This window comes from Vibrio sp. YT-15 (assembly GCF_033337445.1).
Lineage (GTDB): Bacteria > Pseudomonadota > Gammaproteobacteria > Enterobacterales > Vibrionaceae > Vibrio > Vibrio alginolyticus.
Window position 1 is genome coordinate 1 of record NZ_JAWOQR010000127.1, and the last position, 1,160, is coordinate 1,160.

The 1,160-nt window shown below is 46.5% G+C and carries 2 protein-coding genes; both read right to left on the reverse strand.

Annotated elements, in window-relative coordinates; genetic code table 11:
• A partial coding sequence (locus R7D93_RS25755) for a DUF84 family protein (RefSeq protein ID WP_318129618.1) occupies window positions 1-316 on the reverse strand: 316 nt, incomplete at its 3' end.
• A gap of 24 nt (window positions 317-340) precedes the next feature.
• Window positions 341-1,160 (reverse strand): prephenate dehydratase domain-containing protein (locus tag R7D93_RS25760; RefSeq protein WP_318129617.1); only part of this gene is annotated, 820 nt, incomplete at its 5' end.

A 1,160-nucleotide genomic window follows, 5' to 3' on the forward strand; every position in this document is an offset into this window, starting at 1 on the left:
AACTGGCTGAGCGAGATTCTCCACGATGGGTGTCTGATTCAATCACCATCCACGCAAACGTCACATTGCCTTCAATTCCAGCTTCTAAGCCAACATAAAAGTCTGCAGTTGGCATTTCCACTTTGGCATTTTTAACTCGATTGAGTGCGCCGCGATGGGTCTCTTCGTTAGTCATCGGCTGATCGGCGACTTCACTCGGAACGCTGATGCCGACAAACTCAAAAACTTGTTGAGGGAATGCGCTTTGAAATGCACTCTTTACCGCATTGATTTTTGCAGGGTTTAGAGAGGCGATAACGACTTTTTGGGTTGCCATGATCTTTTTACTCATCGATGTCTATTAGCTCAATTTTACTTGCGTTGGTTTGATGTTTTCGCTTGGATAACAACCCAGTACTTTCAAGTGCTTAGTGATTTTTGTTAGCTCTTGCAATGCTTGCTGCATTTCGGTTGAGCCTAGGTGCGCTTCTAGATCAACGTAGAACATTTCTTCCCACGGATTACCCATGATTGGACGCGATTCTAACTTAGTCATATTGATGCCGTAGCGTTGCAGTACCAGTAGAGTTTCAACCAATGAGCCCGCCTCTTGGGAGGTCGACATAATCAACGTCGTTTTGGCTGGAATTTGTGTTGAGACTTCAACTGGTTTACGCGCGACGACAATAAAGCGTGTGTGGTTTTCGGTTTGGTTTGCGATGTTGCCTTGGATCGCTTGCAGGCCGTACAACTTACCACTTGAAGCATTACCAATTGCGGCCACATCATCACGATTCATCTCTTGGACTTTTTGCATCGCGTCTGCTGTGCTTGCGCAAGACTCAAGTTTCACGCCTTTCATACGGCTTAAGAATTCGCTGCACTGTTGGTGCGGTTGCGGATGCGAGTACAGTGTTTTGATGTCTTCGAGGCGAATGTCTTTCGTTGCAACTAAGCAGTGCTCGATAGGTTGAGTCAGCTCACCAACAATATACAGCGTGGTGTGTTGCAGTAGGTCATATACTTCATTGATCGAGCCCGAGCTGGTGTTTTCGATGGGCAGCACACCGTAATCAGCATGGCCAGATTCCACCGTTCGAGTCACTTCTTTGAAATGCTCACAATTTAGCTCGATAAGCTCGGTATTTTTACGACTGAAATATTCGCGGCTTGCCAAGTGC